Origin of the sequence: Corynebacterium sp. KPL1824 (assembly GCF_000478095.1) — a bacterium.
Classification (GTDB): Bacteria; Actinomycetota; Actinomycetes; order Mycobacteriales; family Mycobacteriaceae; genus Corynebacterium; species Corynebacterium accolens.
In genome coordinates this window covers 991869-1007011 of record NZ_KI515749.1, presented here as the reverse complement: position 1 = coordinate 1007011, position 15143 = coordinate 991869, and the positions used below count along the sequence as shown (strand labels likewise).

At 59.0% G+C, this 15143-nt stretch carries 15 protein-coding genes; 11 read left to right on the top strand and 4 right to left on the bottom strand.

Going from position 1 to position 15143, the window contains the following annotated elements:
- Nucleotides 1-2 precede the first annotated feature (2 nt).
- Entirely contained in the window at nt 3-719 is a 717-nt protein-coding gene (locus HMPREF1267_RS04690) for a trimeric intracellular cation channel family protein (protein ID WP_005279998.1), read from the bottom strand.
- A 137-nt stretch (nt 720-856) separates the two neighbouring features.
- Here HMPREF1267_RS04690 and HMPREF1267_RS04685 point away from each other — a divergent pair, with 137 nt between their 5' ends.
- From HMPREF1267_RS04685 to HMPREF1267_RS04670, 4 genes are all read left to right on the top strand, one after another.
- A complete protein-coding gene (locus tag HMPREF1267_RS04685) occupies nt 857-2053 on the top strand; it encodes an MFS transporter (RefSeq protein WP_023028579.1) in 1197 nt (398 codons plus the stop codon).
- A gap of 69 nt (nt 2054-2122) precedes the next feature.
- Complete coding sequence (gene glmU, locus HMPREF1267_RS04680; RefSeq protein WP_023017669.1) at nt 2123-3568, top strand: bifunctional UDP-N-acetylglucosamine diphosphorylase/glucosamine-1-phosphate N-acetyltransferase GlmU; 1446 nt, start codon at nt 2123-2125, stop codon at nt 3566-3568.
- Between the two features lie 16 nt (nt 3569-3584).
- Nucleotides 3585-4559, top strand: coding sequence for a ribose-phosphate diphosphokinase (locus HMPREF1267_RS04675; RefSeq protein WP_005279993.1), 975 nt, complete (start codon nt 3585-3587; stop codon nt 4557-4559).
- A gap of 453 nt (nt 4560-5012) precedes the next feature.
- Nucleotides 5013-5678, top strand: a complete 666-nt coding sequence (locus tag HMPREF1267_RS04670; RefSeq protein ID WP_005279991.1) for a 50S ribosomal protein L25/general stress protein Ctc — start codon at nt 5013-5015, stop codon at nt 5676-5678.
- 73 nt (nt 5679-5751) lie between these two features.
- On the opposite strand, the gene HMPREF1267_RS04665 is transcribed toward HMPREF1267_RS04670, so the two are convergent.
- A complete protein-coding gene (locus HMPREF1267_RS04665) occupies nt 5752-5907 on the bottom strand; it encodes a hypothetical protein (RefSeq protein ID WP_023028578.1) in 156 nt (51 codons plus the stop codon).
- Between the two features lie 154 nt (nt 5908-6061).
- Here HMPREF1267_RS04665 and pth point away from each other — a divergent pair, with 154 nt between their 5' ends.
- From pth to HMPREF1267_RS04630, 7 genes are all read left to right on the top strand, one after another.
- The gene (pth, locus tag HMPREF1267_RS04660) at nt 6062-6595 is read left to right on the top strand and encodes an aminoacyl-tRNA hydrolase (protein WP_023028577.1); all 534 of its coding nucleotides are present in this window, start codon (nt 6062-6064) and stop codon (nt 6593-6595) included.
- A 5-nt stretch (nt 6596-6600) separates the two neighbouring features.
- Nucleotides 6601-7440 (top strand): fumarylacetoacetate hydrolase family protein, encoded by an 840-nt coding sequence (locus tag HMPREF1267_RS04655; RefSeq protein WP_023028576.1) that lies wholly within the window; start codon nt 6601-6603, stop codon nt 7438-7440.
- Between the two features lie 100 nt (nt 7441-7540).
- The gene (gene ppk2 / locus HMPREF1267_RS04650) at nt 7541-8416 is read left to right on the top strand and encodes a polyphosphate kinase 2 (protein WP_005279987.1); all 876 of its coding nucleotides are present in this window, start codon (nt 7541-7543) and stop codon (nt 8414-8416) included.
- 30 nt (nt 8417-8446) lie between these two features.
- A complete protein-coding gene (locus HMPREF1267_RS04645; protein ID WP_023028575.1) occupies nt 8447-9625 on the top strand; it encodes a sensor histidine kinase in 1179 nt (392 codons plus the stop codon).
- Nucleotides 9618-10277: a response regulator transcription factor gene (locus tag HMPREF1267_RS04640; RefSeq protein WP_023028574.1), complete on the top strand. Its 660-nt coding sequence runs from the start codon at nt 9618-9620 to the stop codon at nt 10275-10277. Before HMPREF1267_RS04645 ends, HMPREF1267_RS04640 begins: the two co-directional genes overlap by 8 nt.
- 85 nt (nt 10278-10362) lie before the next feature.
- Nucleotides 10363-11076 carry an ATP-binding cassette domain-containing protein gene (locus tag HMPREF1267_RS04635; RefSeq protein ID WP_023028573.1) on the top strand — a complete coding sequence of 238 codons (714 nt, stop codon included), beginning with the start codon at nt 10363-10365 and terminating at the stop codon, nt 11074-11076.
- Entirely contained in the window at nt 11069-12565 is a 1497-nt protein-coding gene (locus tag HMPREF1267_RS04630; RefSeq protein WP_023028572.1) for a hypothetical protein, read from the top strand. The genes HMPREF1267_RS04635 and HMPREF1267_RS04630 overlap by 8 nt, the downstream gene beginning before the upstream one ends.
- A 46-nt stretch (nt 12566-12611) precedes the next feature.
- Here HMPREF1267_RS04630 and HMPREF1267_RS04625 read toward each other — a convergent pair whose 3' ends face one another.
- Complete coding sequence (locus HMPREF1267_RS04625; protein ID WP_005279979.1) at nt 12612-14066, bottom strand: glyceraldehyde-3-phosphate dehydrogenase; 1455 nt, start codon at nt 14064-14066, stop codon at nt 12612-12614.
- Nucleotides 14067-14129: 63 nt separating this feature from the next.
- Nucleotides 14130-15125 carry a nitronate monooxygenase gene (locus HMPREF1267_RS04620; RefSeq protein WP_034666888.1) on the bottom strand — a complete coding sequence of 332 codons (996 nt, stop codon included), beginning with the start codon at nt 15123-15125 and terminating at the stop codon, nt 14130-14132.
- Nucleotides 15126-15143 lie beyond the last annotated feature (18 nt).

Genomic DNA, 15143 nt, shown 5'->3' with positions numbered 1-15143 from the left:
CGCTAGCGCTTGCGCCGGCCGCGGCGAAAACCTTTTAGCTCCGCCTTCTTGGCAATCGCAGCCACCTGTGCCGCGGTGTAGTTCACCGGCGCGACCCCGGCGCGCGGCAGGACCCAGCCCCGCCAGTAGGAGATGATGGCCATGCCACTGCCGACGATCGGGGAAACCACCATGCCCATGGCGAATTGGTCATAGGATGCAAAGGTCACCATGACGATGCCGGTAACGATGGATGGCACCGCGTAGAGGGGGCTGCCGCCGAAAATGGACGGGATTTGTCCAGAGGCGACATCGCGGACCATTCCCCCACCAACGGCGGTAAGAACTCCCAGAAATACACACGGAATCATGGGCATGCCCGCAGCCAGTGCTTTCACGCAACCGGTGGTAGACCACATGCCCAAAATGATGGCATCGCCGTGCTCGCGGAAAATCTCCCACGCCTTTCCCTTCAGTTCAATGAGGAAGGCGGTCAGCGCGCCGGCGCAGGCAAGGCCCAGGTACCAGGGGTCTGAAATGGCGGCGGCGGGGCCGTCATCGATAAGCATGTCGCGGATCATGCCGCCTGCCAGGCCAGAGAAGAGGGCGAGGAAAATAAATCCCACGATGTCGAATTCGCGGCGGCGGGCAATCGTGCCGCCGATGATGCCGTTCAAAGCCACTCCGATCAGATCGAAGGCCTGGTACATCGTGTTGATGAGGGGATCCACGTCGTGCATAACAACTACTGAACATAGCCGATCACACCGGTTTCGCCCTTTCCAGGGGTAGCGGGCGAGTAAGGTTGATAGACGGTCTCTTGTGACCGGATTACAGTGTTATCCCGCTTTGTCTCGGTTATCTCGAAAGTTCTTTCATGTCTAACTCAAATGCCAGGTACTTCATCTGGTCCAATGGCCTGCAAAATTTAGGCGATCAGATCGTTGCCTCCAAAACAGTGCTGCCAGCGCTTTTTAATGCGGCAGGCGTTCCCGCCTTCTTCACCGGCCTGCTTACCCCTATCCGGGAATCTGGCTCCATGCTGCCGCAGGCCGTCCTTACCCCCTGGGTGACCACGCACCGCGCCCGCAAGCGCTTGTGGATGATCGGCTCAACCGGCCAAGCCATCTCCGGCGCCGTCATTGCCCTTGCCGCATTCTTTATCCGTGGCGCATGGCTGGGTGTGGTCGTGCTTCTCGCCTTGGCGGCGCTGTCCTTATTCCGCGCTCTGTGTTCTATTGCGGGAAAGGACGTGCAGGCGCGCACGATTTCCAAGGGCCAGCGCGGCCGGGTCACCGGATCAGCAGCGGCCTTGGGCGGCGGGGCCACCCTGCTGGCCGGCGTCATCTTATTCCTCTTGGGGGATCTCACAATTTCCACTATGGGCATCGTTTTATTGGTCGGCGCTTCTACCTGGGCCATTGCCACGTGGGTATTTTCGCACGTGGAAGAGCCGGTGCCGGAGGGGGAGCAAGAGGGCATCGATAAGAGCTGGTGGTCAGATACCTGGAAGCTTTTTACTGGCGATGCCCAATTCCGCAACTTCGTCATCGTTCGCTCCCTGCTGCTGGTCTCGGCGCTTTCTACCGCATTTATCGTGCTGCTGCACGATGACCTTTCCGGCATCTACGGCTTCGTGCTTGCCTCCGGTCTGGCTTCGCTCGTGGGTGGGCGCGTTTCTGGCATATTTTCGGATAGATCCTCCAAGAACACTATGGCGGCTGGTGCGGCCATTTCCTCCGTCATCATCCTGCTCATCGTGGCTGGTTCCCATTGGGCCCCAGACTCCGTGAATGCTTGGGTCATGCCGCTCGGCTTCTTTGCCGTCAACCTCGCGCATACGGCAGTCCGCGTGGCCCGAAAGACCTACGTTGTGGATATGGCCGGCGGCGATAAAAGGACGCAGTACGTGGGTGCCGCTAATACAATGATGGGCATTATTTTGCTCATCGTGGGTGGTATTTCTTCCGTCATTGCCCTCGCGAGGCCAGAGGCAGCGTTGATTTTCTTGGCGCTCGTTGGCTTTGTTGGCGTGTGGCGCGCGGGCAGCCTAAAGGAGGTTTCTCGCACATAGTTTAAATAGGGACTATATGATGAAGCCCGAAGAACTAATCAAACTCAACCCCCAGGAGTTTTGTTGACCGTGGAAGCAACTACCCCAAGTGCCGTCGTCGTCCTCGCGGCGGGCGCCGGCACGCGCATGAAATCCACAAAGCAAAAGACTTTGCACGAAATTGGCGGTCGCACGCTGCTTGGACACGCACTGCACGCCGCGGCGGGAATTAATCCAGACCACCTCGTGACCGTCGTGGGCCACCAGCGCGAGCAGGTCTCACCCGTCGTAGAAAAGATTTCGAATGAGCTGGACCGCGAGGTTGTGCAGGCCGTGCAGGAAGAACAGCGCGGTACCGGCCATGCCGTGTCCTGCGGGATTTCCCCGATTTCGGATTTTGAAGGCACCATCATCGTTACCAATGGTGACGTGCCGCTTTTGACCCCAGAAACCATCGAGGGCCTGCGCGATACCCACACCGTTCAAGGCAATGCGGTCACGGTATTATCCATGCGCCTTGCAGATCCCACCGGTTATGGCCGCATCATTCGCGACACGGACGGGTCTGTGTCCGCCATCGTGGAGCACAAGGATGCCACCGATGAACAGCGCTTGGTTGATGAGGTCAATTCCGGCGTTTTCGCTTTCGATGCGGCAGCATTGCGCGATGCCCTAACCAAGCTTGATACCAATAATGCGCAGGGCGAGCTCTACATTACCGATGTCCTCGAAATCGCCCGCACCGCTGGGCATGGCGTGGGTGCGCACGTGGCCGCGGATCCGCAGGAACTCGCCGGCGTCAATGACCGCGTGCAGCTGGCCGCCGCCGGCCGCGAGCTCAACCGCCGCATGGTGGAAAAGGCCATGCGCGGCGGCGCCACCATCATCGATCCAGAGACCACTTGGATTGGTGTCAATGTCACCATCGGCACCGATGTCACCATCCACCCCGGCACCCAGCTCTGGGGAGCGACGAGCATCGCCGATAATGCCGAGATCGGCCCGGATTCCACGTTGACGAATATGCAGATCGGTACCGGCGCGTCCGTCGTCCGCACGCACGGCAGCGATTCCGTCATCGGCGTCAATGCCAAGATCGGGCCTTTTACCTTCATTCGCCCGAATACCATCGTGGGCGAAGACGGCAAGCTCGGCGGCTTCGTGGAGGCGAAGAATGCCGAGCTCGGCCGCGGTACCAAGGTGCCGCACCTTACCTATATTGGTGATGCCACCGTGGGCGAGGAATCCAATATCGGTGCGTCCTCGGTCTTCGTCAATTACGACGGTGTGAACAAGCACCACACCACCATTGGCAGCCACGTGCGCACCGGCTCGGATACGATGTTTATCGCTCCGGTCAATGTCGGTGATGGCGCGTACTCCGGTGCGGGTACAGTAATTAAAGACGATGTTCCCGCGGGAGCACTCGTAGTCTCCGGTGGCAAACAGCGCAATATCGAAGGCTGGGTTGAAAAGAAGCGTCCGGGCACCCCAGCGGCAGAAGCCGCAGCCCGTGCACAGGACAACGAAAAGTAAAGGGGCATATTCTCCTATGACTGGCAAGGTAACTGGTAGTAGCAAGAACATGAAGCTCTTTTCTGGGCGCGCACACCCAGAATTGGCAGAGGCAGTGGCAAAGGAACTTAACACCGATCTGGTTCCTACCACCGCCCGGGACTTCGCCAATGGCGAAATCTTTATCCGCTTCGAAGAGTCCGTGCGCGGCGCTGACTGCTTCGTCATGCAATCGCATTCCCAACCGCTCAATAAGTGGTTGATGGAACAGCTCATCATGATCGATGCGTTGAAGCGTGGTTCCGCCAAGCGCATCACCGCAATCTTGCCGTTCTACCCATATGCGCGTCAGGATAAAAAGCACTTGGGCCGCGAGCCCATCTCCGCCCGCCTGGTCGCGGACCTCCTGCAAGCAGCCGGTGCGGATCGCATCGTCTCAGTGGATCTGCACACGGACCAGATTCAGGGCTTCTTCGACGGCCCTGTGGACCACATGCACGCCCAGCCCATCTTGACTGACTACATCAAGTCCAAGTACGCCACCGATAACATCGCCGTCGTCTCCCCCGATGCCGGCCGCGTGAAGGTTGCCGAAAAGTGGGCTCACGACTTGGGCGATGCCCCGCTGGCTTTCGTGCACAAGACCCGCTCCAATACCGAGGCCAATAAGACGGTCTCCAACCGCGTGGTGGGTGAAGTTGAGGGCAAGGACTGCGTGCTTCTCGATGACATGATTGACACCGGCGGCACCATCGCCGGTGCTGTGCGCGTACTCAAGGAAGCAGGTGCAAAGAAGGTCATCATCGCCTGCACCCACGGCGTATTCTCTGACCCCGCCCGCGAGCGCCTGTCCGAGTGCGGCGCCGAGGAAGTCATCACCACCGATACCCTGCCGCAGTCCACCGAAGGCTGGTCCAACCTCAAGGTCCTGTCCATCGCCCCACTGCTGGCTCGGACCATCCACGAGATCTTCGAAAACGGTTCCGTGACTACCCTTTTCGACCGCGCATAAGCGTTTAGCCGGTCGCACTACACCTCACACCCCGCCCTTCGCGCTCACCGTGAACGGCGGGGTGTTGGTGTTTTCCATCCCCGTGAGCGCCGAGGGCGGCGCAGGTACACGCAAGCACTACCGTTCTCCCACCCTCCCTTCGCGCTCACCGCGTAACCCGAGCTACAGACATACGCGCCACCGGTGAGCGCGAAGGGCGTAATCAGAGGAAAGGGCGCGAAGGAAGATTAACGGGGTGGGTTTTGGTTTCATCGGCCGAGAGATGCTAATCTAACTCAGTCTCGGCGAGGGCGACTCAAAAATTGGGAAGCCGTTATCGACGCGATTGAAGTTAGAGCATGTTGCTTTTATTGACGCCTGCGATGACTCGTCCAAGACGTTCATCGGCAGGCTTTCGTCGTTTTTATAACTTCGATAGCCTCGCCGCACTACACCGACAAAGGAGATTGCATCATGGCAGAGCGCCCAATTATTAAAGCAGAACCACGTACCGTCTTTGGCAAGGGCTACGCCCGCCGCCTGCGCCGCGACTGGAAGGTTCCCGGCGTAATCTACGGTAGCGACCAGGAGCCCGTACACTTCGCAGTGCCGCTGCTGGACATCCAGTCCCTCGTTCGCAACAACGGTGTCAACGCCGTTTTGGAGCTCGAGATCGAGGGCGAGCAGTACCTGACCATGGTCAAGAACGTTGACCAGAACGTGCTCACCATGGACATCGACCACGTTGACCTGCTGCTGATTAAGCGCGGCGAGAAGGTCGAGGTTGAGGTTCCGATTACCCTGACCGGCGAGTCCGCACCGGGCACCATGCACATCCAGGATGCAGACGTCCTCATGGTTGAGGCTGACGTACTGAACATTCCGGAAGAGATCGAGCTGTCCATCGAGGGCCTCGAGGACGGCGAGGTCATCACCGCCGCCGACATCACCATGCCGGAAGGCACCACCCTGGTGGCAGACCCAGAGACCGTTATCCTCTCCATCACCCTGCCTGAGGTTGACGAGGAGCTCGAAGAGGCCGCTGAGGCTGCTGAGGAAGGTGGCGCCGACGCTGGTGCCGACTCCGTCGACGAAGAGGGCGAAGGCGAGTCCTCCGAGTCTGACGACTCCGAGGAGTAATTTCCCACTCCCCCAAACGCATATCGCCGTGAGCATTGCTGCTCACGGCGATATCGTGGTTTTATAGATGGTTTTATAAATCTTGTCCGGCAAGTTCACGAATTCTAGGCGTGATTTCGATCTTGCCTTTGCCTTCCTTAGCGCGTTTGATAATGAGCCGCGCAGCAGCAACTTTGCTACTAGGAATCTTTTCGGTTTCGCGATCAACTTCAGGTAGTTTTTCGGGCATGGGACGCACCTCCTTAATCACTACGATACTTCCCCAAGTCCACCGTTATAAGAGGTATTTTTAGCACCCGAGCAGCAGTGATAATCGGCGGCATATTCTATGGAGCATGGAATTGTATTTCCAATAGAATTTCAATCTATGCGACAATAATGCAGTGACTCCACTACTCGTAGTAGGCCTTGGCAATCCTGGCCCGAAATATTCAGGCACGCGGCACAATATCGGCTTCGACGTTGCCGATGAGCTCGCCGGTGAATTAATGAGCAGCTTTTCGGTACATAAGAAGACTAATACCGAGGTTGCGGAAGGAATGCTATCCGGCCGCAAGGTCATCTGCGCTAAACCGCGGTCCTTTATGAACCTGTCTGGCGGGCCGATCAAGGCACTCGCCCAGTACTTCCATCTGGCGCCCGCGGATATTGTGGTGGTGCACGATGAATTAGAGTTCGACTTCGGGACCGTGAAATTGCGCCAAGGCGGTGGCGATCACGGGCACAACGGTCTGCGCTCTACTACGAAGTCGCTCGGTACTAAGGACTATCAGCGTCTTTCCATCGGCATCGGAAGGCCGCCAGGCCGGATGGATACGGCATCGTTTGTGCTCAAGCCATGGTCCAAGCAAGAAAAGGTGGAAATCCCTATCCTCTGCGCTGACGCGGTAGCAGAAATAAGGAGTGCGCTAGACTAGCTGGCATGAAATTGGCTACTCTTCGCACCGCGTTCGGCAACTCCGCAATCCGCATTGAAGGCGATAATGTGGGAGTGGAGCTGGACTACGAAGACGTAGGAGCGCTGCTGCGCAGCGAAGATTGGCGCAAGGCCGCCCAGCTATCCGGCGTGCCAATAGTCTTTGATCAGCATGATTTAGAAGCAGTCGTCCCAACGCCGGGGAAGATCATCTGCGTAGGCCTTAATTACGCCAAGCATATCCGGGAAATGGGCCGCGAGTTTCCCGAGCACCCCACGCTGTTTATCAAGTTCGCCGATGCCCTGACCGGCCCCTACGATGACGTCTATATCCCCGAATACGCTACCCAGAAGCTGGACTATGAGGGTGAGCTAGCGGTGGTCATCGGCGAGCGCGCGCACCGCGTAACCCGCGCGGACGCATTGGATTACGTGGCGGGGTATTCCATCATGAATGACTACACCCTGCGCGATTTTCAGCGCCAGACCAGCCAATTCCACGCTGGCAAGTCTTTTTATCGCACCGCAGGGTTTGGGCCTTGGCTGACCACCCCTGATGAATGGGCGCCAGGTGGTAGCGCGCGGCTGACCACCACGGTTAATGGCGAGGTGCGCCAGCAAGACAATACCGATGACCTCATCTTTTCCATCGCTGAGCTCATAGAATTCTGCTCGCAGCTCTACCCCCTCAACCCCGGTGACGTCATCGTGACCGGTACGCCCGAAGGCGTTGGGTTTGCCCGCGACCCGCAGCGATTCCTCCAGGATGGCGATACGGTAGCCATCGATATCGAAGGGCTCGGCCATATTTCTAATACCACTCGCTACGGCGAGCCCGGCCTCTAAGCCTGTTGCACATACCCCGCACATGCTGTGGCTGGGTTCTCACTCCAACGAGGGCACACCAGTTTTCTAGATAGGGCTACCAAGCCGTTAAGCTGGAAGAATGAGCACCAAAAGCAGCAAATCCCCTAAGAAGCTGAATAAGAAGGCCTACGAAAAAGAGCTCGAGCGGTTGCAAGCAGAGCTCGTCGATATGCAGCAGTGGGTCGTTGAAACCGGCGCCCGCGTGGTCATCATCATGGAAGGCCGCGACGCCGCCGGCAAGGGTTCTGCCATTAAGCGCATCACGCAGTACCTCAACCCCCGTACCTGCCGCATCGAGGCGCTTCCCGCCCCGAACTCGCGCGAGCAGGGACAGTGGTATTTCCAGCGCTACGTGGAAAAGCTGCCCACCAAGGGCGAGATCGTCATCTTTGACCGCTCTTGGTACAACCGCGCCGGCGTTGAGCGCGTCATGGGCTTTTGCACCGATCAAGAATACGTCCGTTTCTTGCACCAGGCTCCCACCTTTGAGCAGATGCTTGTGGAAGACGGCATCATCCTGCGCAAGTACTGGTTCTCTGTCTCTGATGAAGAGCAGATTAAGCGCTTTGAATCCCGCCGCAATGATCCGCTGCGCCGCTGGAAGCTCTCCCCCATGGATCTGCAATCCATTACCCGCTGGGAGGACTACTCCCGCGCCAAGGATGCCATGTTCATCCACACCGATACCCCGACCGCGCCGTGGTACACCGTGGAGTCCGAGGATAAAAAGCGCTCGCGTATCAACGTCATTTCGCACCTGCTCAATACCATCCCCTACGAGAAGATCGAGCGCGAGCTGCCGGAGATCCCGCACCGTCCCGATTCCGATGGCAAGACCTACGAGCGCCCAGACCGCGAAGAGTTCCGTTACGTACCGGATGTAGCCGCCAAGCTAGAGGACTCGTCTAAAAAGAAAGGGAAGAAGAAAGGCAAGAAGAAGGACAAAAAGAAGTAGTCCCCCGAAGGCGTACTACTATGTCCGACTATGAGCATTGACACCGTGGCAAAAGCACGCTTAGGGGATAAAATCCTCACCGCGGTGGCAGCGCTCATCGCGCTGTTTTATCTCATCGGGGCTTGGGCGGCTCCAGGAGCTATCGAGCTCATCCAAGCAGCGCTTTCGCTTTTATTCTTGCCCTTCATCTGGGTCTGGCGTACCAAACCAGTACTCAGTGCAGCTGGCTTTATTGTCCTCCTTGGTGCGTGGGCCGCGGCGTGGATAAGCCAGCTACCAGCCAACCTCGGGGTTACTCCATGGGCATTGACCGCGCCGATGGCCGTCTACGCCACCTCCCGCTACGTGGAACGCCGCTCAATTCCCCGCGCGGTGCTTACCGCGGCGCTCTTGGGTTCCTTTATATCGCCCGCGATGTGGCGCATTGACCCCGAGTCCTTTCTCTTATCTTTCCAGCTCGATCGCCGCTACATCACCTTGCTGGTGGTGCATTGGGCGGTGCTCGGCAGCGCCTACTTCATCGCCGCACGCTATTTTGACCTGGATAGGCAACGCGAGCGCTTAGCTCAAGAACGGTTCCACCAAGCGCAGGAGGAAGAGCGCTTACTCATCGCGCGGGAATTGCACGATGTCTTGGCCCACTCCCTCACCTTGATCAAGGTTCAGGCTAATGCCGGGATTATCGCCGCGCGCACTGATACCACCGCTGCCGAGGACACCTTGCAGAGCATTCGCGATGGTGCGGATTCCGCGCTGGAGGAAGTGCGCGGCATCGTCACCGCGCTACGCAGTACGGGGCCTGCAGCTTTGGAACCCGCGCAGCAGCTCGAGCATGTACAGGGCATCATCGACGGCTTTCGCACCGCTGGCCTGAAGATTGACGCGGAATTGCCTTCCTCCTACGAGGTTTCCGCGCTGACTCAGCTAGCCCTGGTGCGCATCATTTCTGAAGGGCTGACCAATGCCTTGCGCCATCAAGGCCCCGGCACGCATGTGCAGCTAAAACTTACGCTTTCCGATGCCGCACGAGTCACCCTCACCTCCACCGCTACGTCGCCTACGCCCAGTGAGGTATCCGGCAGCGGTGTCGGATTAGTGGGAGTAAGAGAACGCGCCCAAGCCTTGGGCGGATACTTAACCAGCAGTGGCGATGCCCAGAAATTTACACTGGCTGCGGAACTCCCACTACACAAGGACAACCATGCCTAAGATTCGCGTCATGCTTGCAGATGATCAAGCAATGCTCGTCGCTGCCTTATCGACCATCTTGAACGCGCAGGAAGATATTGAGGTGGTGGCTACCGCAACCTCCGGAGGCGACGCCGTTTCCTTGGCACTTCGCCACCGCATTGATGTGGCCATTTTGGATATACGAATGCCTGGCATGGATGGAATCGCCGCGGCCCAAGCCATTCTTTCCCGCACCCCTAACTGCCGGATTATCATGCTCACCACGTTCCATGAAGAGGATCTGGTATCGCAATCTATTGCCGCCGGTGCGCATGGATTCTTGCTAAAAGACGCCGACCCAGAGGTTCTGGTAGAAGCCGTACGCGACGTTGCCAGGGGCGAGTCTGTCCTCGCCGCCCAGGTAACGGGCCCTGTTTTAGAGGGCTACCGCAAGGCGCTAACGCACAGCCAGCTCAGTCCGCACGAGCGCCAAGGACTGAGCCTAGTTACTCGGCGCGAGATGGAGGTGCTCACGCTCATCGCGCGCGGTGCTACAAATAGCGAGATTGCCGGCCACATGTCTATCGCAGATACCACGGTAAAAACGCATGTCTCCGCTCTGATGTCCAAGCTAGCTGCACGCGACCGCGTGGCTTTGGTACTGCTGGCGCACAAAGCCGGCATCGCCTAGCCTCCTACTGTGGTAGGACTACCCCGGCGCGAAGACCGTCTCGAGGGCTGAAGATCAAGGCAGTAGCGCGGCTCATACTTTTCGTATGAGCTATGAGGTTTCTTTCGAACACATCACAAAGTCTTTCGGCTCCCAGGCAGTACTGCGGGATATAAGTTTTCACGTTTCGCCTGGCCGCGTACACGCTGTGCTCGGGAGAAATGGCGCCGGCAAGTCCACCTTGTTTTCCATTTTCCTCGGTCTGCTGCCCGCCGATTCGGGAACGGTGCGCGTGGCCGGAGAACCATGGTCGCGGGAAGTTCTCGACCATGTCGGCGCCTCGGTTAACGGGCCGGCTTTCTATGGCCACCTTTCTGCTACGGATAACCTCCGCGTGCATACCCGCCTGCTCGGGTTGCCCGATACTGAAATCGACCGTGTCTTGCACATTGCTGGTCTAGCCGGGGCTGGTTCTAAGAAGGCAAAGTCTTTTTCCACCGGAATGAAAGCCCGCTTGGCCTTAGCCCAAGCCCTACTCGGTGATCCAGAAATCTTATTGCTCGATGAACCGCAAAATGGACTCGATCCACAGGGCATCGCGGAGCTCCGCAAACTCCTCCAGCAGCTCGCCGCCGCTGGGCACACAGTCGTAGTCAGCTCCCATCAACTCGGTGAGGTCCTTCACCTAGCCCACGACATCACTATTTTGTCCCAAGGCACCATCCGGTACTCCGGCTCCCTACAAGAACTGGCCCCAAGCGGTGAATTGGAAGCCGAATTCTTCCGCCTGACTTCTGCAGATGGTGAGTCCGATGAGTAACCAGTATCGACGGTATCTTTCTGCAGAACTACTGCGTTGCCGCGGCAGCGCCCTGCAGTGGTTACCCTTGCTCGCCCTGCCCCTAGTGGTAATGACGGTATTCTTTTCTGCGTTCGCCTCCTCCGCCGAGGACGCTACCGGGGTTCTTGGCTGGCAATCCATGTTTATCACCGGCATGTACGCGCCGCTCATTGCGGTTTTTGCTGGGGTTCCAGAGCGCCGCGAGGTGCTCAGCCGCGGCGGCGGCACCCTATGGCGCCGGCTTCATCCTCGCTACGAGCACGCGTCCCGGTTCCTCTTCGTCGTGGTAAGCCTCGCAGTTTTTCACCTTCTTAATTTCGGTCTGTCCTGGGCGGCGGTTGCAGCGCAAGGGCGTGCAGACCACCAGCTGCTTCTCATCACTGGGGCTTATTCTTTCCTCGGAGCCATCGGCATCGCGGGGCTTGCGACCGCATGCGCCCGCAGGCTGGGCCTTGCCGTCACACTTATCCTCGCGGTTATCTGGCAGGTCATTAGCGTGCTTCCTCGCGTTGTCGAGGGGCAGCTATGGTGGGCCTTTCCGCCCGCGTGGCCGCTGCGGTTACTGTTGCCTGCGCTGCGTATCCACCAAAATTCGGTTCCGCTCGAGCCTGGCGATCCACTCCTGCAGGAAAGCCCTCTTCCTGCACTGGCGTTGTGCCTCACCCTCGCTGTAGCAGGCTCTTTGACCGTGACCATGACGCCTCGGCGAGTACGTCCGCTTTCCCGACGCCGGCGCGTAGCGATACCCACGACCAGTACCGCCGCCACGCCAGCTCAAGGGTGGCAGCCTGCGAGTGCCTCTCGTGCCGCTGCCTGCTCCCGCCTTTCCGATGCGCTCCGGGGCTTTCACCGGGCCATAATGACGCCAGCGGTCATTACGTGCTTGGTATTAAGCGCCTTAGCGCTGATCTTTATTGCCCTTTACTACCCACCACGCTATGTACAGGGATTCTTCGTATTTCTGCTTCTCCCCGTGGGTGCCGGTGTACTTCCTGTACTGGTCTGGCCGGGGTTCTCGGGCGCGTGGCCGATTGTCTATACAGAATCTCGCCACTGCTCTACTGCCCTTCTCCTGTGGTTACTGGGCATCATCGCAGCGGTGTGCACGTGTGCTTCGGTCGCAGTTATCTTCGCCGGTGAAGCCACCCTAGCTGTGCTCGCCCAACTGCCGCTGACCATCGGCGTCGGGTACGTGCTCGCGGTGGTCTCGCTCATCATGGTGATCCGCTTTGGTATCTGGAGCTCGCTAGTTCTCACCATCATCGGCACCATTGTCTCCGTGACGGTAGGCGGCGATGTCCTTGCAAAGACCGTCCTCTGGCTCGTTGCTTTCCCCGCCTGGCCGATGAATGCGGATTCTCCTGGCCGCTACGCCTGTGCTGCGATAATGACCCTGCTTTTCGCCGCCATTACTTCGTGGGCCGCCAGGCGGTTGCTGCGCACACGGGCACTTCGCCCTACCGATTAAATAACTAAGGCCCGCGGGGACTCCGCGGGCCTTAAACTATGCGAGCTTAAAGCTCAGAGGGAGATACGCGCTTGGGCAGGACCACCGGGCGGGCATTAGAAAGCCCTTCCACCACGCGGATGACCTGGTTGGAGTAACCAAACTCGTTGTCGTACCAGACATAGAGCACCAAGTGCTTGCCGGAGGCGATGGTGGCGATGCCATCGACGATGCCGGCATTGGTATTGCCCACGAAGTCGCTAGAGACGACCTCTGGGGAGGCGATGTAGGAAATCTGCTGGCGCAGATCCGAGTGCAGGGAGACGTTGCGCAGGAAGTCATTGACCTCATCGCGGTCGACTTCTTGCTCCAGCTCTAGGTTAAGCACCGCCATGGACACATCCGGGGTAGGAACGCGGATGGCGTTGCCGGTCAGCTTGCCTTCGAACTCCGGCAGGGCCTTGGCCACGGCCTTGGCGGCACCGGTGGCAGCAAGCACCATGTTCAGGCCGGCGGCGCGGCCGCGGCGCTCGCCCTTGTGGTAGTTATCAATGAGGTTTTGGTCATTGGTAAACGAGTGCGCTGTTTCCACGTGACCGTGGGCCACGCCGTAGCGGTCATTGATGACCTTGAGCACTGGGGTAATGCCATTGGTGGTGCACGATGCGGCGGAGAGGATCTTATCGTCATCGGTAATAGCGGAATCGTTGATGCCAAAGACGATGTTTTTAATATCGCCCTTGCCCGGCGCGGTCAGCAGCACGCGGGCCACGCCCTTGGCCTCCAGGTGCTGGGACAGGCCTTCCTTATCGCGCCAAACACCGGTGTTATCCACCAAAACGGCGTTGTTGATGCCGTACTCGGTGTAATCGATCGTGGCCGGGTCGTTGGCGTAGATCATCTGGATCTTCGTGCCATTGGCCCAGATAACCTGTTCTTCCTCGTCCACGCTGATGGTGCCGTTGAAGGCACCGTGGACGGAATCGCGGCGCAGGAGGCTGGCGCGCTTGATGATGTCCCCTTCGCCCTTATTGCGCACCACAATCGCGCGCAGGCGCACGCCGCCGTAAGCGGCTTCGCGAGCGACGAGGATGCGGGCAAGGAGGCGGCCGATGCGGCCAAAGCCGTACAGCACGACATCGGTTGGGTCGATGTCCTCGCCGGCACCGACGATTTCCGTGAGTTCATCTTCGAGGTAGCGGCGCAGGTCATCTTCGCCCGACTCTTCAAAGCCCAAGAGGAGGCGTCCGACGTCGATGGACGCGGAGCTTAGGTTCATATCCGCTAACTCGGACAGGATGGGCAGGGTTTCTGCCGTGGAGAGCTGGCGCTGGGCAATGCGGCGTCCGTAGCGGTGGGACTTGATGATGTCGATATCGGTCTGCCCCACCAGCGGGCGGCCGAAGATGGTGGCGACGACGTTGTTATTGCGGTGCAGTTGGTGGATGAGGGGAATCATCTGTTGCGCCAATTCGAGGCGCTCGTTCCAGTCATCATGTCCAATATGTGCGTTCGCAGTCACGAGGCTCCATCCATTTCTATTTCGGGGGTGGCTAGAAATCTTCGCCCCAAATTTTAGCGTGTATCAGTGTTTGTTTTGGCATAGGGAGTCCAGAATGTCTGCGACACTACCCCCGCGGATTTTGGCCGCCGGTTCACCTACGAGGCAGTAGGCTACGGCGTCATCGTGCTGCGCTCGGCGTTCCTTGAGCACGGAATTAAGCATGGGATATATCGGGGGTAAATCGGGGTGGGCGCGGGTGTAGTCGGTCTCTAAACCGCGTGCATGCCGCCCCGAAAAAGCGCGGGTGGATACGGTGGCCCCGCCGCGTTGGAGAAGCTTGCGGTTGTAGTCACTGGTTCCGGCTTCTTTAGTCAGCAAAAAGGCAGAGCCGCACGATGCGGCGGCCACGCCGGGCAGGCTTAAAACCTGGGTTACGTCGCTTGCCGTGCGCAGCCCACCTGCGGCAATCAGCGGGATGTTTGGTGCGACCGCGTGGACGGCTTCGTGGACGGCGGCAATGAGCTCTGCCAGGGGTCGATCATCGGGAAGCGCGGTACGGTCCCACGTGCCGCGGTGCCCACCGGCAGCGGGCCCTTGTACGCACAGCGCGTCCACTCCCAGCGTGGCGGCGGCGCGGGCCTCGTCGGGCGTGGTGACGGTGGTCCAAGCTTCGGCACCAGCGGCGTGGATGCGGGCAAGCTGCTCAGAGTCAAAGGTGCCGAACATAGACCACACGACGCGCGCGCCGCCCTGGAGCGCCAGCTCGAGCTTGTCATGGAAGCCGAAGGAATAATCGGGATCCGGCAGCGTGGCACCTTCGGCCGCAGCCAATTCCGCGGCGGCGGCCAACTGCTCGGGTGTTAACGGATCCTGCGGGCAAAACAGGTTCACCCCAAAGGGGATGCCGGCGCAGGCATCAATCTGGCTGCGGGCAGAGTCCACGCTGGCAGACCCGAGTCCCAGGGTGCCAAAGGAACCGGCCTGATGCGCGGCGCGCACCAGATCCACGGTGGTAGGCCCGCCCGCCATGGGCGCTGGTATTACGGTTCGTCGCAAAGATTGAATAACCTGGCTCATAGGAAACTACTGTACCAA